Origin of the sequence: Methylobacterium nodulans ORS 2060 (genome assembly GCF_000022085.1) — a bacterium.
Taxonomy (GTDB): Bacteria; Pseudomonadota; Alphaproteobacteria; order Rhizobiales; family Beijerinckiaceae; genus Methylobacterium; species Methylobacterium nodulans.
Genome location: NC_011894.1, coordinates 5,528,539 through 5,550,933, shown reverse-complemented (window position 1 = coordinate 5,550,933; position 22,395 = coordinate 5,528,539). Strand labels below are relative to the sequence as shown.

Annotated in this window: 18 protein-coding genes; 9 read left to right on the top strand and 9 right to left on the bottom strand. The window is 71.9% G+C overall.

Annotation, left to right across the window (positions count from 1 at the left end; genetic code table 11):
- Window position 1: 1 nt before the first annotated feature.
- The 6 genes from cheB to MNOD_RS25790 form a co-directional block, all read right to left on the bottom strand.
- Window positions 2–1,048: a chemotaxis-specific protein-glutamate methyltransferase CheB gene (cheB, locus tag MNOD_RS25815; protein ID WP_050783400.1), complete on the bottom strand. Its 1,047-nt coding sequence runs from the start codon at window positions 1,046–1,048 to the stop codon at window positions 2–4.
- 277 nt (window positions 1,049–1,325) lie between these two features.
- Window positions 1,326–3,569, bottom strand: a complete 2,244-nt coding sequence (locus tag MNOD_RS25810; protein ID WP_015931904.1) for a hybrid sensor histidine kinase/response regulator — start codon at window positions 3,567–3,569, stop codon at window positions 1,326–1,328.
- A 26-nt stretch (window positions 3,570–3,595) separates the two neighbouring features.
- Entirely contained in the window at window positions 3,596–5,281 is a 1,686-nt protein-coding gene (locus tag MNOD_RS25805; protein ID WP_043749423.1) for a methyl-accepting chemotaxis protein, read from the bottom strand.
- A gap of 21 nt (window positions 5,282–5,302) precedes the next feature.
- Entirely contained in the window at window positions 5,303–5,875 is a 573-nt protein-coding gene (locus tag MNOD_RS25800) for a chemotaxis protein CheW (RefSeq protein WP_015931902.1), read from the bottom strand.
- Window positions 5,872–7,296 carry a CheR family methyltransferase gene (locus tag MNOD_RS25795; protein WP_015931901.1) on the bottom strand — a complete coding sequence of 475 codons (1,425 nt, stop codon included), beginning with the start codon at window positions 7,294–7,296 and terminating at the stop codon, window positions 5,872–5,874. The genes MNOD_RS25800 and MNOD_RS25795 overlap by 4 nt, the downstream gene beginning before the upstream one ends.
- Window positions 7,284–7,778, bottom strand: coding sequence for a chemotaxis protein CheW (locus MNOD_RS25790; RefSeq protein WP_015931900.1), 495 nt, complete (start codon window positions 7,776–7,778; stop codon window positions 7,284–7,286). The genes MNOD_RS25795 and MNOD_RS25790 overlap by 13 nt, the downstream gene beginning before the upstream one ends.
- A gap of 300 nt (window positions 7,779–8,078) precedes the next feature.
- Here MNOD_RS25790 and MNOD_RS25785 point away from each other — a divergent pair, with 300 nt between their 5' ends.
- From MNOD_RS25785 to ilvN, 3 genes are all read left to right on the top strand, one after another.
- Window positions 8,079–9,905 (top strand): acetolactate synthase 3 large subunit, encoded by a 1,827-nt coding sequence (locus MNOD_RS25785; RefSeq protein ID WP_425277517.1) that lies wholly within the window; start codon window positions 8,079–8,081, stop codon window positions 9,903–9,905.
- Window positions 9,906–10,101: 196 nt separating this feature from the next.
- Complete coding sequence (locus tag MNOD_RS25780; protein ID WP_015931898.1) at window positions 10,102–10,515, top strand: endonuclease domain-containing protein; 414 nt, start codon at window positions 10,102–10,104, stop codon at window positions 10,513–10,515.
- Window positions 10,512–11,054: an acetolactate synthase small subunit gene (ilvN, locus tag MNOD_RS25775; protein WP_015931897.1), complete on the top strand. Its 543-nt coding sequence runs from the start codon at window positions 10,512–10,514 to the stop codon at window positions 11,052–11,054. The genes MNOD_RS25780 and ilvN overlap by 4 nt, the downstream gene beginning before the upstream one ends.
- A 6-nt stretch (window positions 11,055–11,060) precedes the next feature.
- On the opposite strand, the gene MNOD_RS25770 is transcribed toward ilvN, so the two are convergent.
- A complete protein-coding gene (locus MNOD_RS25770; protein WP_015931896.1) occupies window positions 11,061–12,773 on the bottom strand; it encodes a class I adenylate-forming enzyme family protein in 1,713 nt (570 codons plus the stop codon).
- A 97-nt stretch (window positions 12,774–12,870) separates the two neighbouring features.
- Window positions 12,871–13,638 carry an SDR family oxidoreductase gene (locus tag MNOD_RS25765; RefSeq protein WP_015931895.1) on the bottom strand — a complete coding sequence of 256 codons (768 nt, stop codon included), beginning with the start codon at window positions 13,636–13,638 and terminating at the stop codon, window positions 12,871–12,873.
- A 214-nt stretch (window positions 13,639–13,852) separates the two neighbouring features.
- Here MNOD_RS25765 and MNOD_RS25760 point away from each other — a divergent pair, with 214 nt between their 5' ends.
- The 6 genes from MNOD_RS25760 (at window position 13,853) to MNOD_RS25735 (ending at window position 21,994) form a co-directional block, all read left to right on the top strand.
- Entirely contained in the window at window positions 13,853–15,055 is a 1,203-nt protein-coding gene (locus MNOD_RS25760; RefSeq protein WP_015931894.1) for an acetyl-CoA C-acyltransferase, read from the top strand.
- 26 nt (window positions 15,056–15,081) lie between these two features.
- Window positions 15,082–17,160 carry a 3-hydroxyacyl-CoA dehydrogenase NAD-binding domain-containing protein gene (locus tag MNOD_RS25755; RefSeq protein WP_015931893.1) on the top strand — a complete coding sequence of 693 codons (2,079 nt, stop codon included), beginning with the start codon at window positions 15,082–15,084 and terminating at the stop codon, window positions 17,158–17,160.
- A gap of 110 nt (window positions 17,161–17,270) precedes the next feature.
- On the top strand, window positions 17,271–18,479 hold the full coding sequence (gene pimC, locus MNOD_RS25750; RefSeq protein WP_015931892.1) for a pimeloyl-CoA dehydrogenase large subunit: 1,209 nt from the start codon (window positions 17,271–17,273) through the stop codon (window positions 18,477–18,479).
- A gap of 132 nt (window positions 18,480–18,611) precedes the next feature.
- The gene (locus MNOD_RS25745; protein WP_015931891.1) at window positions 18,612–19,760 is read left to right on the top strand and encodes an acyl-CoA dehydrogenase family protein; all 1,149 of its coding nucleotides are present in this window, start codon (window positions 18,612–18,614) and stop codon (window positions 19,758–19,760) included.
- A 70-nt stretch (window positions 19,761–19,830) separates the two neighbouring features.
- Window positions 19,831–20,934: a CobW family GTP-binding protein gene (locus tag MNOD_RS25740; RefSeq protein ID WP_015931890.1), complete on the top strand. Its 1,104-nt coding sequence runs from the start codon at window positions 19,831–19,833 to the stop codon at window positions 20,932–20,934.
- A gap of 94 nt (window positions 20,935–21,028) precedes the next feature.
- Window positions 21,029–21,994: a GNAT family N-acetyltransferase gene (locus tag MNOD_RS25735; RefSeq protein WP_015931889.1), complete on the top strand. Its 966-nt coding sequence runs from the start codon at window positions 21,029–21,031 to the stop codon at window positions 21,992–21,994.
- Window positions 21,995–22,000: 6 nt separating this feature from the next.
- Here the strand turns inward: MNOD_RS25735 and MNOD_RS25730 are convergent, their stop codons facing one another.
- Entirely contained in the window at window positions 22,001–22,321 is a 321-nt protein-coding gene (locus tag MNOD_RS25730; protein ID WP_015931888.1) for an HPr family phosphocarrier protein, read from the bottom strand.
- Window positions 22,322–22,395: the final 74 nt, after the last annotated feature.

Sequence of the window (22,395 nt, the reverse complement as noted above, 5' to 3'; positions counted from 1 at the left end):
CTCACCGGAAGACCCCAGGCTGGACGGCCCGCAGGAGGCGTGGGGCGATCATGTCGAGGGGCAGGACCGATCCGGCGGCCTTGAGCCGCACGGCGGCGGCCGGCATGCCGTAGACGACCGCCGAGCTCTCGTGCTCGGCGATGGTGAGCGCGCCGGAAAGCCGCATGTCGAGGAGGCCCGCCGCCCCGTCCTCCCCCATGCCGGTGAGCAGGATGCCGAGGGCCCGCGGGCCCACATGCCGCGCCACCGAGCGGAACAGCGTGGTGGCGGAGGGGCGTTGGCTTCCCACCGGCGCCCCGTCCGACAGGGCGATGAGCCCGCCGGGTCCGAGTTCGAGGTGGCGGTCCCCGGGCGCGACGTAGACATGGCCGGGCAGCGGCCGGGCACCGTCCTCAGCGATCGCGACGGTCGGGGGCACGACCCCGTTCAGCCAGGCCGCGAACCCGTCCATGAACGCGGCGCCCATGTGCTGGACGAGGAGGATCGGCGCCGGGAAGTCGGCCGGCAGGGCGCCGAGCAGCCGCGCGAAGGCGGGCGGCCCCCCCGTCGAGGCCGCGATCGCGACGAGGCTCGGCAGGGCGCCCAATCCCTCCGGCCGGACGGGGAGATCGGGGGGCGCCGGGCGCTCCCGCTCCGCGCCGATCGCCCGGCGGCGGATCACCGGCACCTCGCTCATGATGCGCAGCTGCGTGCAGATCTCGTCCGCCACCGCCGCGTAGGCCCGGTGCCCGGTGCCGACCGGCTTCTCGACCACGCTCAGCGCACCGGCCCGCAAGGCATTCATGGAGATCTTGAGCGAGGAATCCTCGACCGCATCGGCAATGACGACGATGGGCGTCGGCCGCTCGGCCATGATCCGCCGCGTGGTCTCGAGCCCGTCGATGCCGGGCAGCCGGATATCCATGGAGATCACGTCCGGCTGGACGCGGTGGATCTCCCGCAGAGCCTCCTCGCCGGAGGTGACGGCGGCGACGAGCGCGAGGCGCGGGTCGCGGCTGACGATGTGGGCGAGCAGCTGGCGGACGACGAGGGAATCCTCGACCAGCATCACGCGAACGGGTGCGGTCACGGCGCACTTCCGTGCGGTGGGGACGAGACGGGCAGGCGGATCACCCGGTCGTGGCAGCCGCCCCGCTCCTCATGCCGAAGTGCCGCCGCAGGCGGCCTCGGAGCACGCCCGATCGGTGCTCCAAGCAGCGACCCAGCCTTGGGTTTCCGTTCAGAGGTGCTTCGAGGCTCGCTCCGCTCGCGCCTCAGCATGAGGAGCGGGGCGGCTGCCACGCATGTCGGTTTCGATGACACGGGGAGGGGGCGGGCGGGAGCACTCACAGCAGCTGACCGATCGTGTCGAGGAGTTCGCGCTGGTCGAACTTCTGCTTGGTGATGTAGGCATCCGCGCCGAGATCGAGACCGCGACGGATGTCCGCGGGGTCGCCGCGCGAGGTCATCAGGATCACGGGCAGGCGCGTCAAGCCCGGGTCGGCCTTGATCGCCTGCAGGAGCCCGAAGCCGTCGAGCCGCGGCATCTCGACGTCGGCCACCACGAGATCGACCTCCGGGCCGTCGCGCCGCAGCCGGTCGAGCGCGTCCTCACCGTCGACGCAGACGAAGACGCGGTAGCCCTGCGCCTCCAGGATGCTCTTCTCCAGCGTCCGGGTGGTGATGGAATCGTCCACGACCAGGATGGTGGGGCGGCGCTTGCGCGCCCCGGGCGCCGCCGGGGCGGGCGAAGCGGCGAGGCGGCCGGAGATCTCGCCCGCCCGGGCGACGAGGCCGGCGGGGTCGAGGACGAGGGCCGGGGTCTCCTCGCCGAGCAGCACCGTGCCGGAGAACAGCCCGGATTCGGCCCCGATCGGCGGGGCCGGCCCGACGAGGCTCGCCCGCACGTCGACGAGCCGGTCGACGGCGGCGAGGCAGAGGTCGGTTCCGCTGCGCAGGAGCACCGCCCGCACCCATCCCTCCTCGACCGGCAGGGCCGTGGCGCCTCCGAGCAGGCCTGCGAGGGGAACGACCGGCACCACCACGTCCCGGCCATCGACCGGGAGGCGGGCCGAGGGCACCCCGGCGACCGGAGCGATCTCGGCAGCCGGCAGCCGCAGCAGCCGCGCCGCGGCGCTGCCCGGCAGGCCGTAGACCTGCCCCCCCGCCTCGACGAGGAGGAGTGGCCGGCGGGCCGCCGAGAGCGGCACCACGACCACCACATCGGCTCCGGAGGGCTGGGCCCGCCGCAGCCGCGCCCGCCCGCGCAGCCGCGCTGCCGCCTCCGCCACCACCGAGAGCCCGACGCCGCGCCCCGAGAGCCGGTCGACCTTGTCGGCGGTGGAGAAGCCCGGCACGAAGACGAGGCCGAGGGCCTCCCGCGTGGTCGGCCTGGCGTCCGGGGCGATCAGCCCCTGCCGGCGCGCCGTCTCGACGATGCGGGCGATGTCGGGGCCGCGCCCGTCGTCGCGCACGTTCAGCACGAGGTCGCCGCCCCGGACCGCGAGGGTCAGGGTGACGGTCATCGCCTCGGGCTTGCCCCTGGCGCGGCGCTCCTCCGGCGGCTCGGCCCCGTGGCTGACGGCGTTGCGCAGGAGGTGCAGCACCGGATCCTTGAGCGCCTGGAGCAGGCCGCGGTCGATCGGCAGGTCGAGGCCCTGGAGCTTCACCTCCACGGGCAGGCCGGCCTCCCGGGCGATCTCGCGCACCATCCGGCCGTAGCCGCCGAACACCGTCTCGGCGGGCACGAGCAGCAGGCGGTCGGCATCCTCGCGCAGGCGGCGGGCCGCCAGCTCGATCGCGCCCGCGCTGCGGTGCTGGTCGCGGGTGAGGGCCGAGACGCCCCGGACCATCGTCCGCATCTCGCCGTCGAGCCGGCGAACGAGGTCGAGGGTCGCCTCAAGCAGCCCGGCCCCCGGATCGCCCGCCTCGCGCAGACGGCGGGCGAGCGCCGCCACCTCGCCGGAGCGCTCCCGCAGGGCATCGGCGGTCCGCCTCAGGAAGCGGCCATCGGCGTCGAGCGCCGCCAGGGTGCTGCCGATCTCGTCCTGACCCTGGAGCGCAAGCGCAAGGCCGTGAACCGCGCGCGACAGCCCCTCGACGTCGTCGCTGGCGATGCGCAGGACCGACAGAGCGGGCTCCGGCGCCGGCTCCGGGACGGCGGGGGCTTGGGCCTCGGGGCCGGGCAGCGCCTCGGGCGCCGGGGGAGCGGCCGGCTCCGCGGCGAGGCAGCGGTCGAGCGCCGCCGCCGCGTCCTGCGGCAGCGGCGGATCGGGCGTCTCCGCGAGGTTCGCCGCCATGCCCTCGATCCGGTCGAGAGCCAGGGTGACGGCGGCAAGCGTCGCCGCGTCGAGGGGATGCGCCCCCTCGACGATGCGGTCGAACAGGGTCTCGAGCCGATGGGCGATCTCCTCGATCGCCGACAGGTCGCAGGCGCGCGCCGCCCCCTTCAGGCTGTGGGCGCGCCGGAAGACGTCGTTCCAATCCGCATTGCCTCCCTCCCGGGCGGCGGCGAGCGCGGCCCGGATCGCCCCGAGATGCTCCCGGTGCTCGGCCTCGAAGGCCGCGAGCAGCATGGCGCGGAGATCCATCCGGGCGCCTCCTCGGCCGGCCGTCCCTACAGCCGGTACCGCTCGGCCAGCGCGGTCAGCGCCGTCGCGAGCTCGCTGAGATTCGCCGCCGCGGTCTCCACCTGCCTTGTGCCGGCGGCGGTCTGCTGGCTAGCCTGCCGGATGTTCTGGAGCGCGCCCATCACCTGCTCGATGCCGAGCTGCTGCTGGTTCGTCGAGGCGACGATCTGCTGGAAGGTCTGCACGCTCTCCTGCACCCGGGCGGTGATCTCCTCGATGGTCGCGTGGGTGGTGTCGGAGCGCTCCTTGCCGAGCGCCACGCGCTTCACGGCCTCCTCGGTCAGCATCACGGAGGAATTGATGCCCCGCTGGATGTCGCCGAGGAGCGCCCGCACTTGGGCCGTGGATTCCTTGGCCTGATCGGCGAGCGCCTTCATCTCGCTCGCCACCACGGCGAAGCTGCGGCCGGACTCGCCCGCCGCCGCCGCCTCGATGGCGGCATTGAGGGCGAGGAGATGCGTGCGCTCCGAGACGTCGTTGACCGTGGCGATGATCTCCCCGATGGCCTGGGTCTTCTCGCTGAGCGCCACGATGTTGCCGGCCACCGCCTCGCTCTGCTCGCGGATGGCATCCATGGCGCGGGCCGTCTCGTCGACGGCGCGCAGGCCCGCCTGCGAGGTCTGGGCGGTGGCCTGGGCGGTGGCGATGACCTCCTGGGCGCGCTTGCCGATCTGGGCGCCCGCATGGGTGATCTCGTCGACGGTGGCGGCGGTCTCCTGCACGGCGGCGAACTGCTCCTCGACGCTCGCCGCCTGCTCCTGGGCCGAGGCGCGGATCTCCGCCGCGGCGGCATTGAGGTTCGCGGTCGCGGCGCGGTTCTGGCTGGCGAGCTGGCGCAGGCCCTCCACCATCTGGTTCAGCACGCTGCCGAGGCGCCCGAACTCGTCGCGGCTCGCGTCGGCGATCCGGCCCGTGAGGTCGCCCTCGCCGATCCGGCCGACGAAGGCCATCACGCTCTCGAGCGGCCGCGACACCGAGCGGCGGATCAGCCCGGTGATGGCGAGCGCCATCACCACGCAGGTGGCGAGCGCCGCCATGGTCGAGATGCGACTCTCCTCGTAGACCTCCCCGACGCGGCGCTGGCCCGCCGCGATGGCCTCGTCCAGGGCCTCGCGGGCCGAGGCCATCGTGCGCACGAAGCTCTCCTTCGCCTGCTCGAGGGCCGTCTCCGCGCTCTGGACGGTCGCGAGGTCGCTGGCGTCGAGGGCCTGGAACTGCCGCTCGGTGGTGGTGCGGATGCCGCGCAGCTCCACGCCCGCGGCAGTGAGGATCTCGCCGATGCGCTGCCACGCGGCGGCGCGCTCCGCCGACTGGGATTGGGTGCGGTACTCGTTCACGTTGGTGATCGCGCCCGCGAGCGCCGTCTCGGTGGCGGATGCGGCCCGGCGCCAGCCGATGGTCGGCTCTTCCTTGGCCGGGACCTCGCGGTTGAGCGCGCGCAGGAAGAAGCGGGTGGTCGCCTCGTCGTGCAGGTCGCTCATCCGGCGCTGCCCCTCCCGGATGCCCTCCAGCTGATGCATCACCGCGAGGTCGCGGCTGACGATGAGGTCGGTGGAGCGGCGCACCTCGCCGATCTGGGCGAGCGCGTAGAGGCCGAGCGCCAGGATCACCAAGATGACGGCGGTGAAGCCGAGGAGGATGCGGTTCCCGATCGAGATCGACACGCTGGTCACAGGCTCCGGAGGACAGGGGGATCAGGCTCTCGGCGCGGCACCGAGGAAGGGTTGCAGCAGGGCCTGGAGGTCGAGGAGGGCGAAGCCCTCCGCATCCTCCGCGCCCGCCCGGGCATGGCCGCTGATGGGCCGCCCCGGCGGCGCGGGGCTGTCCTCGACGAGCGCGTCCAGGACGGCGAGCGCTCGCTCGACGCGAAGGCCGATGCGCGGGCTCTCCCGCCGCAGGACGACGAGGTGGGCCGGCCCGTCCGAGGCCGGGGCCGGCAGGTTCAGGACGGTCGCGAGATCGATGACGCTCAGGAGCGCGCCGCCCCGACCCGACAGGCCGAGAAGGGCGGGGGGCGCGCCGGGGACCGGCGTGCAGGCCCGGTACGGCGCCACCTCCGCCACGGCACCGAGGGGGAGGCCGAACCGCTCGGGCCCGAGCCGGCAGAGGAGCACGCGGCGCCGGGCGCGCGTCTCGGCGGGCGCCCGGCCGCGCTCCGCCAGCGCGCGGCTGCGCGCGTCGAGGAGCGCCTCGATCCGGGCCGCGCCGAGCGCCGATTCGGCGTCCGGCCGCACGGGTCCGGCGGGTCGCGGAGACGAGCCCGTCATGCCGTCACCCCGTCGAGCAGGGGCCGCGCCGCATCCGCGAGGCGCGCCGCGGTGAGGCCGTCGCCCTCCGGCAATTCGGCATCGGCGGCGAGGCCCGCGGCGAGTCGCAGCGCATTCGCGACCGCGCGGCGCCCGGCCTCGACCCGGCCGGCGGCGATGAGCGTCAGGCCGAGGTGGTAATGGGCCATCACGAAGCCCCTATCGAGGTAGACCGCGCCGCGGAAGGCACGCTCGGCCTCCTCCGGTCGCGCCCGCGCCCGGGCGAGGAGTCCCTCGTAGAAGCGCAGACGCGCATCCGTCGGCTCCGCCTGGAGGGCGGTGCGGCAGGCATTCCAGCTCGCATCGAGGTCGCCCGCATCGGCGAGCGCCCGCACGGCGGCGAGCCTGTCCCCGTCGGGTGGCCGGGCCGGGCCGGGCGAGGGCATCCGCGCCGGGACGGCGCGCGGCGGGGTGGCGTGCCCCGTCCCGGCGCGGGACGGGGCGCGCAAGGGGCGCGGCGGGACCCGGGCCGGCACGGCCGGTTCCGGCGGGGCGGGGTCGGGCGGCGGGGGCTCCGGATCCTCGCCCTCCGGCCGCCGGTAGGCGGCGGTGCCGGGCAGGCTCACCGGGCGCAGGATCTCGGCGAAGGCCGGGTTCGGCTCCGCATGGCCGAGCAGCAGCCAGCCCCCGGGGCGCAGCCGGCTCGCCAGCGCCCGCACGACGGCCGTCACCGTATCGGGGTGGAAGTAGATCAGCACGTTGCGGCACAGGATGAGGTCGTAGTCGGTGAAGGCGAGCGAGGCGGTGCCGTCGACGAGATGGAGCAGGTTCTGCGGCTCGAAGCGGGCGAGGCCGCGGAATTCCGGGCGCAGCGCGACGGTGTTGTCGCGCGTCCCGCGGCGGAAATAGCGCGCCCGCTCCTCGGGCGACAGGCTGCGCAGGGCCCAGGCGCCGTACTCGGCCTTGCGCGCCACCGCCAGCACGTCGCGGTTGATGTCGGTGCCGGTGAGCGCGATGCGCCACTCGGGCAGCCGTTCCCCGAGCAGCTCGTGCAGCAGGATGGCGATCGAGTAGGTCTCGGGGCCGGTCGAGCAGCCCGCGCTCCAGATGCGCAGCCGCCGCGCCGAAGCCTGGGCCGCGATGCGCTCGGGCAGGATTGTGCGGCGCAGGGCCGCGAACTGCTCCGCGTAGCGGAAGAAGAAGGTCTCGCCGATGGTGATCTCGGCTTCGAGCGCCTCCCACTCGGCCTGCGACTCCCGCAGCACGGCGAGATAGGCCGCCGCATCCGGCGCGGCGGCCGCACGCAGCCGCGGCCGCAGCCGTTCCCAGAGCAGGTCGTCCTTGTCGGCGTAGTAATGGTGGCCGGTGCGCGCGACGATCGCCGCCTTCAGCGTCGCGAAGGCCGGGTCGTCCGTCGGCGCCCGCGGGGTCAGGCGGCCCATTCGGCGAGACGGTCCTGCGCGGCGCGGGTCTGGGCGTCGAGGCGCTCGCGCTCCTCGGTGAGGAGGATCCGGGCGACGTCGAGCCCGTGGAGCAGGCGCTCGCCGAGGCGGATCTCCGCCGCCACGCAGCCGTTGAGCGCCGTGCCCGCCGCCACCGGGGTCACGCAATCCTGCGCCACCGTGACGAGATCGGTGACCCGGTCGACGAGGAGGGCGAGCGGCGCCTCCTCCCCGACGAGCAGGAGGTGGCGGTAGATCATCGGACGGCCGGCGTCGGCCCCCGGCGACAGCCCGAACAGTGCCGCGAGGTCCAAGACCGGCACCGCGCCGCCGCCGAGATTGAAGAAGCCTGCGAGGGCGGCCGGCACGCCGGGCGGGCGCCACAGGCGGGGCAGGGGCAGGATCTCGCGCACCGCCTCGCGCGGCACTGCGCAGCCCGTGCCGGCGACGTCGACCACCAGGAAGGCCGCTGCCCCCGCCATCGTGTTGACCCTGAGTGAAACCTGAACCTGCGGCCCAGATAGGGGCGGGCGGGAGAAATCCAACCGTCGCCGCCGTCCTGCCCCCAAAGTCGAAGGCGATCCGGTTACCAGACGGACCGGATTTCCGGTTGACCGCCGGGATCCGGGCGCGTAGGGTCCGCGCCACTTTTTCGGGAAGGTTCGACGCGGCATGCGCGCGGTTCTTATTGTAGGGTGGGCGCCACGGACGGGGCGGGCTTGAGATAGCCCGTGTGCCCGGCGGTGGCGCATGCAGGGTCCTTCGGGGCCCTTTTTTGTTGCCTGAACGGACCGCTGCACGAGACGAGACCGGTGCAAGGGAGAAGGATGATGGGTGCAGGCGAGGTCATGACCGGTGCCGAGATGGTGATCCGGGCCCTGCAGGATCAGGGCGTCGACACGCTGTTCGGCTATCCGGGCGGGGCGGTGCTGCCGATCTACGATGCGCTCTTCCACCAGGACAGCGTCAAGCACGTGCTGGTCCGCCACGAGCAGGGCGCAGTGCACGCCGCAGAGGGCTATGCGCGCTCCTCCGGCAAGGTCGGCTGCGTCCTCGTCACCTCCGGTCCCGGCGCCACCAACGTGATCACCGGCCTCACCGACGCGCTCCTCGACTCGATCCCGCTCGTCTGCATCACCGGCCAGGTTCCGACGCATCTCATCGGCTCCGACGCGTTCCAGGAATGCGACACGGTCGGCATCACGCGCAGCTGCACGAAGCACAACTATCTGGTCAAATCGATCGAGGACCTGCCGCGCATCCTGCACGAGGCCTTCTACGTCGCCTCGCATGGCCGCCCCGGCCCCGTCGTCGTCGACCTGCCGAAGGACATCCAGTTCGCGAGCGGCCTCTACCGCCGCCCGGTCGAGAACGGCCACAAGACCTACCGGCCGACGATCCATGGCGATCTGGCGAAGATCCGCGCCGCGGTGGCCCTGATGGCGGGGGCCCGCCGGCCCGTCTTCTACACCGGCGGCGGCGTCATCAATTCGGGCCCGGAAGCCTCGCGGCTCCTGCGCGAGCTCGTGCGCGCCACGGGCTTTCCGATCACCTCGACGCTGATGGGCCTCGGCGCCTATCCGGGGTCGGACCCGCAGTTCCTCGGCATGCTCGGCATGCATGGGACCTACGAGGCCAACCTCGCCATGCACGAATGCGACCTGATGATCTGCATCGGCGCGCGCTTCGACGACCGCATCACCGGCCGCCTCGACGCCTTCTCGCCGTTCTCGAAGAAGATCCATGTCGACATCGATGCCTCCTCGATCAACAAGAACGTGAAGGCCGATATCGGCATCCTGGGCGACTGCGCCTCCGTGCTCGCCGACATGCTCAAGGAGTGGCGGGCGGTCACGCCGGAGCCCGACAAGGGGCGGCTGACCGAGTGGCTGTCGAAGATCAACGGCTGGAAGGCGCGCGAATGCCTCGGCTACTGGCCCTCCGGCACCACCATCAAGCCGCAATACGCGGTCCAGCGCCTCTACGAGGCGACCAAGAACCGCGAGACCTACGTCACCACTGAGGTCGGCCAGCACCAGATGTGGGCGGCCCAGTACTATAAGTTCGAGGAGCCGAACCGCTGGATGACCTCCGGCGGCCTCGGCACCATGGGGTATGGCCTGCCGGCGGCGATCGGCACCCAGCTCGCCCATCCGGGCGCGCTGGTGATCGACATCGCGGGCGAGGCCTCGATCCTGATGAACATGCAGGAGATGTCGACCGCCGTGCAGTACCGCCTGCCGGTCAAGATCTTCATTCTCAACAACGAGTACATGGGCATGGTGCGGCAGTGGCAGGAGCTGCTGCACGGTTCGCGCTACTCCGAGAGCTACTCGGCGAGCCTGCCGGACTTCGTGAAGCTCGCCGAGGCCTATGGCGCCAAGGGCATCCGCTGCGAGAAGCCCGGCGACCTCGACGCGGCGATCCAGGAGATGCTGGACTATGATGGCCCGGTGATCTTCGACTGCATCGTCGACAAGACCGAGAACTGCTTCCCGATGATCCCGTCCGGCAAGGCGCACAACGAGATGCTCCTGTCGGATTATCTCGGCGAGACGGGGGCCGATCTCGGCTCGGTGATCAGCGAGGAAGGCAAGGTCCTGGTGTGATGCCGCGCTGAACCCCTCTCCCGTTTGGGAGAGGGGCAGGGGTGAGGGTGGCGCGGGTTCAGGGTTGAACGCTGAGCGTCGCGCTGGCAGCGGCACGGTTCAGGCCTTTTGCTGCACCGTCTCCACCCTCACCCCTACCCCTCTCCCAAACGGGAGAGGGGTTCTCTCCGCAAGCCACTCTCGATGGGTGTGCAGGATGATCCGGGAGCCACGGCGTTTCGCGCGCAGCCTGCGGCAGCAGGCGACCTCGGCGGAGGACGTTCTCTGGCGTGCGCTGCGCGGCCGGCGCTTGCACGGGGTGAAGTTCCGCCGGCAAGCCCCGTTCTTGCTCTACACCGTCGACTTTCTCTGCTTCGAGCGGAAGCTGATCGTGGAGTTGGACGGACGCCAGCACGATTGGCATGACGTCTACGACGCACGGAGAACCAAGGAGATCGAGCGGTCCGGCTTCGCGCTCATCCGTTTCCGCAACGACGAGGTTCTGTCCGACCTCGACGCCGCCCTGAACAGAATCTCGGCCGCGCTCCATCCGGCCGGGCATCCCGGCCCAGAATCTTCGATCCCCCGACCCGTCTCCGCCTCGGGAGAGCGGAGTGGAGAGACGCCATGAACGCCATGAACACCCACTACCCCGAGCCGGTTCGGGTCGAGTCGATCAACCGCCACACGCTGGCGGTGATCGTCGACAACGAGCCGGGCGTGCTCGCCCGCATCGCCGGGCTATTCTCGGGGCGCGGCTACAACATCGAGAGCCTGACCGTCTCGGAGACCGAGCACGCCCAGCACCTCTCCCGCATCACCATCGTGACCGCGGGCACCAACGCCGTGATCGACCAGATCAAGGCGCAGCTCGACCGGCTGGTGCCGGTGCACCGGGTGGTCGACCTGACGCTTCAGGGCGAGTCGCTCGAGCGCGAGCTCTGCCTCGTGAAGGTGGCGGGCAGGGGCGAGCACCGGGTCGAGGCGATGCGCCTCGCCGCGGCCTTCGGCGCCCGCACGCTCGATGCGACGCTCACCTCCTTCGTGTTCGAGCTCACCGGCTCGACCGAGGAGATCGACCGCTTCGTGAAGCTGATGTCGGCGATCGGCCTTGTGGAGATCTCGCGCACGGGCGTCGCCGCGATGGGGCGCGGCGCCGAGCCCATGTAGACGGCATCAGAACAGCTTCCGCAGCTCGCTCTTGAGGATCTTGCCGCTCGGATTGCGCGGCAGGATCTCGTCGTAAAAGAGGATGCGCACCGGCACCTTGAAGGCCGCGAGCCGCGCGGCGACGAAGGCCTTGAGCTCCTCCTCGGAGGTATCCTGCCCGCGGGCGAGGGCCACCACGGCGCCCGGCTCCTCGCCCAGCGTCGGGTGCGGGATCGCCACCACGGCGGCGTCCACCACCGCCGGGTGCTCGTGGAGCGCGTTCTCCACCTCGCAGCAATAGATGTTCTCGCCGCCGCGGATCAGCATGTCGCGGGCGCGGTCCACGATGGTGATGAAGCCTTCCTCGTCCATCCGGGCGAGGTCCCCGGTGGCGAGCCAGCCGTCCCGGAAGGCCGCCGCCGTCTCGGCGGGGCGGTTCCAGTAGCCCACCACCACGTTGGGGCCCTTCACCTGCAGCTCGCCGATCTCGCCGGGCGGCAGCGCGCGTCCCTCCGGATCGACGATCCGCGCCTCGCAGACGGGCAGCGGCGGGCCGCAGCTGTCGGGCCGGTTCAGGTATTCCTCGCCCATGTGGTGGGTGAAGGTGCCGGAGGTCTCGGTCATGCCCCAGCCCGTGGCCGGGGCCGCGTGCGGGAAGGCGGCGCGCAGGCGCCGGGCCAGCTCGGCCGGCGCGGGCGCCCCGCCATAGGTCACGGCTTCGAGCGAGGAGAGGTCGTGCGTGCCTGCTTCCCGGCCGTCGAGGAGCTGCCAGGCGATGGTCGGCACGCCGCCTGCGCTGGTGCAGCGCTCCCGCTCGATCAGGTCGAGCGCCCGGGCGATCTCCCAGCGCCGCATCAGCACGAGGCGCGAGCCGCGGGAGAGGGCCGAGACCAGCGTCGCGAAGCAGCCGGTGACGTGGAAGAACGGCACCGAGACCAGCATCACCTTCTGCGGCGCCCGCGGATCGGGTACGGGCACCGGCTCGCCCCGGCGCAGGGCGGCGCGCGCGGCCGAATACGGATGGGCCATCACCGCGCAGGCTCCGTTGCGGTGGGTGCCCATCGCCCCCTTCGAACGGCCCGTCGTCCCGGAGGTGTAGAAGAGGGTCGCGAGGTCCTCGGGCGCGAGCGGCACCTCCGGCAGCTCTCCGGGCGGCAGGGAGGCCCAGGCGGAGACGGGCCCGATGATCCCCTCCAGGCTCTCCGCGCCGGGTTCGGTGCCGCGGGCGAGGAGGATACGGGCGAGGGCCGGGCAGGCCTGGCGCCGCTCGGCGATGCGGTCGAACCGCTCGGGGTCGAGGATGGCGACGGTCGCCCCCGAATCGATCAGTCCGTATTCGAGTTCCGGGCCGGTCCACCACGCATTGAGCGGCGCGGCGATGGCCCCCGCGAGCAGGGTCGCGAAGAACGCGACCGGCCATTCCGGCAGGTTGCGCATGGCGATCGCGACCCGGTCCCCCGGGCGCAGGCCGCCGCGGATCAGGTCGGCGCTGAGCGCCAGCACGGCGCGCGCGAAGGCCTCGAAGCTCGCGCGGTCGTCCTCGTAGACGAGGAAGGTCGCCTCGCCGTGCCGGCGGCCGGCGAGAAAGACCTCGCGCAGGGTCGGGGGCGCGGCGGCCCAGATCCGGGTCGGCACGCCCCGGATCACCGCCTCGCTCACCGCGAAGGGCGAGCCCGGGGCGGTGAGGCGCGCAGTCGCCTCGGCGAAGGACAGGGCGGGCCAGGCGGGGGACGGCATCATCGGCAGGCTCGGGTCCTCGGCAGATCTCGGAACGGTGCCGTGCGGTGTTCGGGCAAAACCTGCAACATCGTCAAAATCCTCGGCACGCCGTGGCAGGTCAGGTGATCGTCTGGCCGCCATCGACCACGATGCTCTGGCCGGTCATGAAGGCGCCGGCGCGGCTCGCCAGAAACAAAGCCGCCCCGGCGATCTCGTCCGGCTGGCCGATGCGGCCGAGGGGAGTCCGGGCCGTGTAGGCGGCGCGGCTCGCCGGATCCTCCCACAGCGCCCGGGCGAAGTCGGTCTGGATCAGCCCCGGGGCGATGCAGTTGACCCGCACGTTGTGCGGCCCGAACTCCACCGCGAGGTTGCGGGCGAGCTGGAAGTCGGCGGCCTTCGAGATGTTGTAGGCGCCGATCACGCCCGAGCCCTTCAGGCCGCCCACCGACGACACGATGATGATCGATCCGTCCCGCCGGGCGATCATCCCGGGGGCGGCAAAGCCGATCAGCCAGTGGTTGGCCACCACGTTGTTGTCGAGGATCTTGCGGAACTGCTCGTCGCTGATCCCGCTCATCGGCCCGTAATAGGGGTTGGTGGCGGCGTTGCAGACGAGCACGTCGATGCGCCCGAACCGGTCCTCGGTGGTGCGCGCCAGCCGCTCCAGATCGGCCTTCGACGAGATGTTGGCCGGCACCACCAGGGCGCGGTCCGGCCCGTGCCGGTCGTTGATCGCCTCCGCCACCGCCCGGCAGGCCTCCTCCTTGCGGGAGGAGACGACGACCCGCGCGCCGTGCTCGGCCAGACGTTCGGCGATGGCCCGGCCGATACCGCGCGAGGAGCCGGTCACCACGGCGACCCGGCCGGAGAGATCGAACAGCGACACGGGCGCTCCTCCAAAACCTCTTGCGTTTTGCGAGGACCTTAGCTCTCTATGGCGATTAAGCAAGCCGCCCTTTCGAAAACGCGGCTGCAGGGAGGGATGTATAGGGCGCAGCTCGCGGTTTTTGGGCCTTGCGGCGCCATACCCATTCCCCGATAAAACAGCACGCGTCCGGTCGGACCGCAGCGGCGGCGCCCCGGGCAGGAGGAGACTGAAGATGCGGGAAGCCGTCATCGTCGCCACCGCGCGCACGCCCATCGGCAAGGCCTATCGGGGCGCCTTCAACGATACCCAGGCACAGGCCCTCGGCGGCCATGTCATCGCCGAGGCCGTGAAGCGCGCCGGCATCGACCCGGCCGAGGTCGGCGACGTGGTGATGGGGGCGGCCCTCCAGCAGGGCTCGACCGGGTCGAACGTGGCGCGCCAGTCGGCGCTGCGGGCGGGCCTGCCGGCGAGCGTGGCGGGTATGAGCGTCGACCGCCAATGCGCCTCGGGTCTGATGGCGATCGCCACCGCCGCTAAGGAGATCGTGGCGGACGGGCTCGCCGTCGCGGTGGGCGGCGGCCTGGAATCGATCTCGCTCGTGCAGAACGACAAGATGAACCGGTTCCGCGGGGCGGATCCCTGGCTCGTGGAGCACGTGCCCGCGCTCTACATGACCATGATCGAGACCGCCGAGACGGTGGCGGAGCGCTATCGTATCAGCCGCGAGGCGCAGGACGAATACGCGCTCGGCTCCCAGAGGCGCACCGCGGCGGCGCAGGAAGCGGGCCGCTTCGCCGAGGAGATCATTTCGGTCACCACCCGCATGATTGTCACCGACAAGGTGACCGGAGAGACCTCCCCGCGGGAGATCACCCTGTCGCAGGACGAGGGCAACCGGCCCCAGACGCGGCTGGAGGATCTCGCGGCCCTCAAGCCGGTGTTCAAGGACGGCCAGCGGATCGGGCAGGGCCGCTTCGTCACCGCCGGCAATGCGAGCCAGCTCTCGGACGGTGCCGCAGCCTGCGTGCTGATGGAGGCGCGTGAGGCGGAGCGGCGCGGCCTGCAGCCGCTCGGCGCCTATCGGGGCATGGCGGTGGCCGGCTGCGAGCCCGACGAGATGGGCATCGGCCCGGTCTTCGCGGTGCCCAAGCTCCTGCGGCAGCACGGTCTCTCGGTCGAGGACATCGACCTCTGGGAGCTCAACGAGGCCTTCGCCTGCCAGGTGCTCTATTGCCGCGACCGGCTCGGCATCCCGGACGAGCGGCTGAACGTCGATGGCGGCGCCATCAGCATCGGGCATCCCTACGGCATGTCGGGGGCCCGCATGACCGGGCACATCCTGCTGGAAGGCCGCCGCCGCGGCGCCAAGTACGGGGTCGTCACGATGTGCGTGGGCGGCGGCATGGGCGCCGCCGGCCTCTTCGAGATCTACTGAGGCGAGATCGACTAAGGATTGCCGGAATGACCGAGGTGACACCCGCCGTTTCCGAGAGCCGCGAGGGCCCGGTCGCGGTCCTGACACTGCAATCCGGCCCGGTGAACGCGCTCAGCGCCGCCCTGCGCGAGGGGATCCGGGCCGCGGTCGAGCGCGCCGAGGCCGACCAAGCGGTCAAGGCGATCGTGCTCATCGGCGGCGGGCGCATGTTCAGCGCGGGCGCCGACATCACCGAGTTCGGCAAGCCGCCGCGCGGGATCGTGCTCCCCGACCTCCTCAACCGCATCGAGGGGGCCCGCAAGCCGGTGATCGCGGCGATCCACGGCAACGCCCTCGGCGGCGGCCTGGAGACGGCGCTCGCCTGCCACTACCGGGTCGCGGTGCCTTCCGCGAAGCTCGGCCTGCCTGAGGTCAAGCTCGGCCTCCTGCCGGGGGCGGGCGGCACGCAGCGCCTGCCGCGCATCGTCGGGCCGCGGAAGGCCCTGGAGGTGATCGTCGGCGGCGCGCCGATCGGCGCCAAACAGGCGGCCGCCATGGGGCTGGTCGACGAGATCGCGCCGGAGGATTCCTTACGCGCCCACGCGGTCGCCTTCGCGGAGCGCGTGGTGGCGGAGGGGCGCCCCCTCACCAGGATCCGCGACCGCGAGGATCGCCTCGCGGAGGGCCGCGACGATCCGGGGCTGTTCGACGCCTTCCGGCGGGAGAACGCCCGCAGGCTGCGCGGCTTCGAGGCGCCGGAAGCCTGCATCGCCTGCGTCCAGGCGGCCTGCACCCTGCCCTTCGACCAGGGCCTCGCCTTCGAGCGCGAGCAGTTCCTGAAGCTCGTCTCCGGGAGCCAGTCGGCCGCGCAGCGCTACGTCTTCTTCGCCGAGCGCCAGACCGCCAGGATCCCGGACGTGCCCGAGGACACGCCGACCCGCCCGATCGCCAAGGTCGGCGTCATCGGCGCCGGCACCATGGGCGGCGGCATCTCGATGAACTTCCTCAATGCCGGGATCCCGGTGACGATCGTCGAGACGAAGCGCGAGGCCCTCGACCGCGGCCTCGGGATCATCCGCAGCAACTACGAGACCACCGCCCGGAAGGGGCGCCTGCGGCCGGAGGACGTCGAGACCCGCATGGGCCTCCTCACCGATACCCTGGAGCTCGAAGCCCTTAAAGGCTGCGACCTCATCATCGAGGCCGTGTTCGAGGACATGGGCATCAAGAAGGACATCTTCTCCCGGCTCGACCGCATCGCCAAGCCCGGGGCGATCCTGGCGTCCAACACCTCCTATCTCGACATCGACGAGATCGCCTCGGTCACGAGCCGCCCGGGCGACGTGATCGGCATGCACTTCTTCTCGCCCGCCAACGTGATGCGGCTCCTCGAAGTGGTGCGCGGCGCCAGGACGGAGAGGGACGTCATCGCCACCGCCATGCAGATCGGCCGCACGATCGGCAAGATCCCGGTGCTGGTCGGCGTCTGCCACGGCTTCGTCGGCAACCGCATGCTGGCCGAGCGCCAGCGCGAGGCCAACCGGCTGATCCTTGAGGGCGTGAAGCCCTGGGACGTGGACCGGGTGATCTACGAGTTCGGCCTGCCGATGGGCCCCTTCGCGATGAGCGACCTTGCGGGCCTCGACATCGGCTGGAGCCGGGAGACGAACAAGTCGGAGAGCGTGCGCGACCTCCTGTGCGAACGGGACCGCCGCGGCCAGAAGACCGGGGCCGGCTTCTACGACTACGACGCCAAGCGCAACGCCATGCCGTCGGCGGTCACGGAGGAGATCATCGCCACGGTAGCCGAGCGGCAGGGCGTGAGGCGTAAAGCCGCCTCCGACCAGGAGATCCTGGAGCGCTGCCTCTACCCGATGGTCAACGAGGGTGCGAAGATCCTCGACGAGGGCAAGGCGATCCGCGCCTCCGACATCGATATCGTGTGGATCAACGGCTATGGCTGGCCGGTCTATCGCGGCGGCCCGATGTACTGGGCCGACAGCATCGGGCTGCCGAAGGTGCTGGAACGGCTGCGCGCCTACGAGGCCGAGTACGGCGACGCCTTCAAGCCTTCGCCCCTGCTGGAGCGGCTGGCCGCCGAGGGCAAGGGGTTCAAGGATTTGTAGCGCGCGAACCCCTCTCCCACTCGGGAGAGGGGATCCCCGTGGGGCCTCGCCGATTGGTCGAGCGGCGGATACCCGATCGGGCAATGATCACGACAGGCCGGGAGGCTCTCATGGACCTTCGTTTCACCCCCGAGGAGCGCGCCTTCCGCGAGGAGGTCCGCAGCTTCTTCAGGGAGAACCTGCCGGAGGAGATCCGGCGGAAGATGGTCGACGGGCACCATCCCTCGAAGCAGGACATCGTCACCTGGCAGCGCATCCTCAACGCCAGGGGCTGGGCGGTGCCGAACTGGCCGGTGGAGTGGGGCGGCACCGGCTGGGACCCGGTTCGCCAGTACATCTTCCTCGATGAGCTGCAGAGCTTCCCGGCGCCCTCGCCGCTGCAATTCGGCGTCTACATGGTGGGGCCGGTGATCGCGCAGTTCGGCTCGGAGGAGCAGAAGAAGCGCTTCCTGCCGCGCATCGCCAACCTGGACGACTGGTGGTGCCAGGGCTTCTCGGAGCCCGGCGCCGGCTCCGATCTCGCCTCCCTGAAGACCCGGGCGGTGCTGGACGGCGACCATTACGTGGTCAACGGCCAGAAGACCTGGACCACGCTCGCCCAGCACGCCGACTGGATCTTCTGCCTCGTGCGCACCGACACGACGGTGAAGAAGCAGGAGGGCATCACCTTCCTGCTGATCGACATGCGGACGCCCGGGATCACGGTCCGGCCGATCCAGACCCTCGACGGCGGCCACGAGGTCAACGAGGTGTTCTTCGACGACGTGCGGGTGCCGGTCGAGAATCGCGTTGGCCAGGAGAACAGGGGCTGGGACTACGCCAAGTTCCTGCTCGGCAACGAGCGCACCAACATCGCGCGCGTGGGGGTTTCGAAGCAGCGCATCCGGCGCCTCAAGGAGCTGGCGGCGCTGGAGCGGGTCGGCGATGGGCCGATCCTGGAGAATCCCCGCTTCCGCGAGAAGCTCGCCGCGCTCGAGATCGAGCTGAAGGCCCTGGAGATGACGCAGCTGCGCGTCGTGGCGGCCGAGCGCCGACGCGAGACGGGCAAGCCCGACCCGGCCTCCTCGATCCTCAAGATCAAGGGCTCGGAGATCCAGCAGGCGACGACGGAACTCCTCCTCGACGTGGTGGGTCCCTACGCGCTGCCCTACCGGCCGGAGGACGAGGAGGCCGCGCAGGGCACCAACGAGCCCCCGATCGGCCCCGACTGGGCGGGGCCGGCCGCGCCCACCTACTTCAACTGGCGCAAGATCTCGATCTACGGCGGCTCGAACGAGATTCAGAAGAACATCATCGCCAAGGCGATCCTCGGCCTGTAGCGCCTCCCCTGTTCCCGAGCCCGTTCGGGCCTGCACGACGGGATCGTCCGCGGAAGGAAACCCGGGACAGTGGGGCGGCGAGAACGATCGGCGGCGCGTCGCCGCCACTCCGACGATCAGGAAGAAACGCCCATGGATTTCGACCTCAGCGAGGAGCAGAGCCTCCTCAAGGACAGCGTCGAGCGGCTCCTCGCCGATCGCTACGACTTCGAGGCGCGCAAGCGCCACGGGCGTCATCCCGAGGGCTTCTCGCCGGAGATGTGGAGATCTTACGCCGAGCAGGGCCTGCTTGCCGTGCCCTTCGCCGAGGAGGAGGGCGGCATCGGCGGCGGGCCGGTCGAGACCATGATCGTCATGGAGGCGTTCGGGGGCGCCCTGGTGCTCGAGCCCTATCTCGCGACCGTGGTGCTGGCCGGCGGCCTCCTGCGCCATGCGGCCTCGGCTGCCCAGCGGGCCGAATGGCTGCCCGGTCTGATCGGGGGCGAGACCCGCTACGCCTTCGCGCATCACGAGCGGCAGGCGCGCTACGACCTCCACGACGTCGGCGTCAGTGCGAGGCAGGACGGGACGGGCTTCGTCCTCGAAGGCGAGAAGTCGCTGGTGCTGCATGGCGACAGCGCCGACCGGCTGATCGTCTCGGCCCGCACGGCCGGAGCGCGCCGCGACCGGGGCGGCATCGGCCTCTTCGTGATCGACGCCAATGCCGAGGGCGTCTCGCGGCGCGGCTACCCGACCCAGGACGGGCAGCGGGCCGCGGAGATCTCGCTCTCCTCGGTGCGGGTCGGCCCCGAGGCGGTGCTCGGCAGCCCCGAGGATGCGCTGCCGGCGATCGAACGCGTGACCGACGAGGCGATCGCAGCGCTCTGCGCCGAGGCGGTCGGCGCCATGGACCGGATGCAGCGCCTCACCGTCGAGTACCTGAAGACCCGCAAGCAGTTCGGCACGCCGATCGGCTCCTTCCAGGTGCTCCAGCACCGGGCCGCCGACATGTTCATTGCGCTCGAACAGGCCCGCTCGATGGCCTTTCTCGCCACCATGATGGCGGGCGAGGAGGATGCGCAGGAGCGCGCCCGCTCGATCTCCGGCGCCAAGGTGCAGATCGGCCGCTCCGGCCGCATCGTCGGCCAGGGGGCGGTGCAGCTCCATGGCGGCGTCGGCGTGACCATGGAGTACAGCGTCGGCCACTACTTCAAGCGCGTGACGATGATCGACGCCCTATTCGGCGATGCCGACCATCACCTCGCGCGGGTGGCCCGGATGGGCGGGCTGATCGCGGCCTGACGCCGGTCGGGGGTTGGAATCCGGCTTCCCGTGCGGGAGAAAGGCGGTTTCCCGCGCGAGCACCAACCGCATGACCGCACAACCCGCCCGGCCGACGCCGATCCCGCTCACCGTCCTCACGGGCTTCCTCGGCGCCGGCAAGACCACGCTGCTCAATCGCCTGCTGCGCGATCCCGCCCTCGCCGACACGGTAGTGATCGTCAACGAGTTCGGGGAGGTCGGTCTCGACCACCTGCTGATCGAGACCGTGGAGGAGGACATGATCCTGCTCGGCGCGGGCTGCCTGTGCTGCACGGTGCGCGGCGACCTCATCGCCACCCTCGAAGACCTGCTGCGCAAGCGCGACAACGGCCGGATCGCGCCCTTCCGGCGCGTGGTGATCGAGACGACGGGCCTCGCCGACCCGGCGCCGATCCTGCACGCGCTCCTCTACCATCCCTATCTGGCGATGCGCTTCGCGCTGCAGGGCGTGGTCACGGTGGTCGACGCGGTCAACGGGATGGGCACCCTCGATGCGCATGCGGAGGCGGTGCGACAGGCCGCGGTGGCGGACCGGATCGTGCTCACGAAGGCGGATCTGCCGGGCGAGCAGGAAGCGGCCTTGCGGGCGCGGCTCGCGCGCCTCAACCCGGCCGCCGCCGTGCTCCCGGCCGATGCGCCGGCCGAGGCGGTGTTCGGCGGATTGTTCGGGGTCGACGGCAAGATCGCGGATGTGCGCGCGTGGCTCGGGGCCGAGGCGGTGGCGGCCGCTGAGGCGCACCACCATCACCACGACCACCACCATCACGACGTCAACCGGCACGATGCGGCGATCCGGGCCTTCAGCCTCGTCAGCCCCGAGCCGGTGCCGCGGGCGGCATTCGAGATGTTCCTCGACCTCCTGCGCTCCGGCCAGGGACCGAACCTGCTGCGCCTCAAGGGCCTGGTCGGGCTCGCCGATGCGCCCGAGCGTCCCATCGTGGTGCACGGGGTTCAGCACGTCGTCCACGCCCCCGTGACGCTCGACGGCTGGCCCGGCCCGGACCGGACCTCGCGCCTCGTCCTGATCCTGCGCGACGGCGATCCGGTCTTCGTGCGCCGCCTCTGGGACGCGTTCCTGGGCCGCCCGGCCGTCGATGCGCCGGACGCGGCCGCCCTGACCGGGAACCCGCTCGCCATCCCGGGCGGGCCTTGAGCGTCCGGTATGGTTCTTGTTCCGTAACCGGGGCGCGGCCGCGGCGGCCGCGAATCCGTCCCGGGACGGGACAGAGCGGCGCAAGGGGGCGGGCATGACGATGACAGCCTTCTCGGTGATCCAGGGTGGCCTCCAGGCGGAGGGACGCTGGACGGCCGAGCTGCGGCATCCGTCGAGCCTGCGGGAGACGGAGATCGCCGCCTGGCAGGATCTCCTGCCCCGCGCCCTGTCCCGGAGCGTGTTCGCGGAGCCGGACTTCGTCCTCACCATGGCCCAGCACCTCGCCGACGGCCGCAGGCTCGCCCTGCTGCTCGTCTGGCGGAATGCGGCGGACGGCGCGCCCGTGCTGCAGGGCCTGCTGCCGCTGCAGCTTCCCGGGGGCTTGCGCGCGGGCCGCGCGGCGCAGCTCTGGACCCTGCCGCTCGCCGGGATGCCCGCGCCCGTGATCGATGCCGATCAGGCGCCCGCGGTGATTCGCGCAGCGCTCGACCATCTGGCGTCGTCCGGCCTGCGAATCGACTCGCTGCGCCTGCCCGGGCTGCCGCCCGCGGGCCGGCTGGCGAGAGCGCTGCGCGAGGTCGCGGCCGAGACGGGCCGTCGCCTCACCATCCGCCCACAGGCGGCAGCCGGCCCGGCGCGGCCTGCTCTGCCGCCCCTGCCGCGCGAGCGGACCTCGCTCGAACGGGTGCGTGCGCCGCGCCCGGTGCGCGACGCCGTCGAGTGCTTCCTGGTGCTGGAGGCGGCCCGCGCCGGGGCGAGCCTCCTCGCGGATGCGGCGGCGGTCACGGCGCTGCGCGTCGTCACCCGCCGATTCGCCAAAAGCCGGCATTGCGGCGTCGATCTCGTGCGGCGGGACGGCGCGGTGATCGCCGCAGCGATCCGCCTGGGGCCGGCCGGGCAGGACCGGATCTGGCGCGAGGCCGGGTGCGCCCTGTCGGAGCCGAACCCGGCCAAGCCGGCCATCGTGACGCTGGAGGCCGAGATCGGCCTGCGGCCCGCCCGGACCGCAGCGTCCGAACGGCCGTCCCGCCTGATCTTCGCCCGGCGCGCCTCGGCGTGACCGAGCCTATTCCTCCTCGCCGAAGCGGTTCGCGAGCAACGCCGTGATGGCGTCCATGCAGGCATCCTGGTCGGGGCCGAGCGCGGTCACCATGATGCTGGTGCCCTGCGCGGCGCCGAGCGTCAGCAGGCCCATGATCGAACGCCCGCCCACCGTCTCTCCGGCCCGCGTGACAGTCACGTCGGATTGAAACCGTTCGACCGCCTGCACGAACTTGGCGGAGGCCCGGGCATGCAGGCCGCGCCGGTTGATGATCGGCAATTCCCGCATCACCGCGCCATCGGGCACCGGCGGAAGCTCCCAGGCGTCGGGATCTGCATCATTCATCGGGAAGCGGAATCCTGCTGGCGCCGGTTCGCTGCGGGCGTCAGGCCGACCGGCTCTCGTCGTGGGTGAGGGGG

Coding starts and splice junctions, on each gene's coding strand:
- cheB (WP_050783400.1), bottom strand. CDS start 1,048: ATGCTGGTCGAGGATTCCCTCGTCGTCCGCCAGCTGCTCGCCCACATC.
- MNOD_RS25810 (WP_015931904.1), bottom strand. CDS start 3,569: ATGGATCTCCGCGCCATGCTGCTCGCGGCCTTCGAGGCCGAGCACCGG.
- MNOD_RS25800 (WP_015931902.1), bottom strand. CDS start 5,875: ATGACGGGCTCGTCTCCGCGACCCGCCGGACCCGTGCGGCCGGACGCC.
- MNOD_RS25795 (WP_015931901.1), bottom strand. CDS start 7,296: ATGGGCCGCCTGACCCCGCGGGCGCCGACGGACGACCCGGCCTTCGCG.
- MNOD_RS25790 (WP_015931900.1), bottom strand. CDS start 7,778: ATGGCGGGGGCAGCGGCCTTCCTGGTGGTCGACGTCGCCGGCACGGGC.
- MNOD_RS25780 (WP_015931898.1), top strand. CDS start 10,102: ATGATCCGGGAGCCACGGCGTTTCGCGCGCAGCCTGCGGCAGCAGGCG.
- ilvN (WP_015931897.1), top strand. CDS start 10,512: ATGAACGCCATGAACACCCACTACCCCGAGCCGGTTCGGGTCGAGTCG.
- MNOD_RS25770 (WP_015931896.1), bottom strand. CDS start 12,773: ATGATGCCGTCCCCCGCCTGGCCCGCCCTGTCCTTCGCCGAGGCGACT.
- MNOD_RS25760 (WP_015931894.1), top strand. CDS start 13,853: ATGCGGGAAGCCGTCATCGTCGCCACCGCGCGCACGCCCATCGGCAAG.
- MNOD_RS25755 (WP_015931893.1), top strand. CDS start 15,082: ATGACCGAGGTGACACCCGCCGTTTCCGAGAGCCGCGAGGGCCCGGTC.
- pimC (WP_015931892.1), top strand. CDS start 17,271: ATGGACCTTCGTTTCACCCCCGAGGAGCGCGCCTTCCGCGAGGAGGTC.
- MNOD_RS25745 (WP_015931891.1), top strand. CDS start 18,612: ATGGATTTCGACCTCAGCGAGGAGCAGAGCCTCCTCAAGGACAGCGTC.
- MNOD_RS25740 (WP_015931890.1), top strand. CDS start 19,831: ATGACCGCACAACCCGCCCGGCCGACGCCGATCCCGCTCACCGTCCTC.
- MNOD_RS25735 (WP_015931889.1), top strand. CDS start 21,029: ATGACGATGACAGCCTTCTCGGTGATCCAGGGTGGCCTCCAGGCGGAG.
- MNOD_RS25730 (WP_015931888.1), bottom strand. CDS start 22,321: ATGAATGATGCAGATCCCGACGCCTGGGAGCTTCCGCCGGTGCCCGAT.